Consider the following 575-nt stretch of genomic DNA (forward strand, 5'->3'; position numbering starts at 1 on the left):
GGGCTGCCCAGACGGATGCCCGACGTGATGGTCGGCTTTTCGGGGTCAAACGGCACGCCGTTCTTGTTGCAGGTGATATGCGCCCGGCCCAGAGCCTTTTCGGTGGCGTTGCCCTTGACGCCCTTGGGGCGCAGGTCGACCAGAACCACATGGGTGTCGGTGCCGTGGGTCACCGTGTCCAGACCACCCTTGATCAGCTGGTCCGACAGCGCCTGCGCATTGGTCACGACCTGCTGGATGTAGGATTTGAACTCAGGGCGCAGCGCCTCGCCAAAGGCCACGGCCTTGGCCGCGATCACATGCATCAGCGGGCCGCCCTGAATGCCGGGGAAGATCGCCGAGTTCACTTTCTTAGCGATATCTTCATCATTGGTCAGGATCATACCCCCACGCGGACCACGCAGGGTTTTGTGAGTCGTTGTGGTCGCCACATGCGCATGCGGGAAAGGAGAGGGGTGTTCGCCCGCCGCCACCAGACCGGCGAAATGCGCCATGTCCACGTGCAGATACGCGCCGACCATGTCGGCGATCTGACGCATGCGGGCAAAGTCGATCTGACGCGGGATGGCCGAGCC

At 63.1% G+C, this 575-nt stretch carries 1 protein-coding gene; it reads right to left on the reverse strand.

Annotated features, from left to right (window positions below):
- The coding region (locus tag ACR0C9_RS21860) for a DegT/DnrJ/EryC1/StrS family aminotransferase (protein ID WP_480782060.1) at positions 1-575 on the reverse strand (575 nt) is incomplete at both ends.

This window comes from Ruegeria sp. C12 (assembly GCF_056537745.1).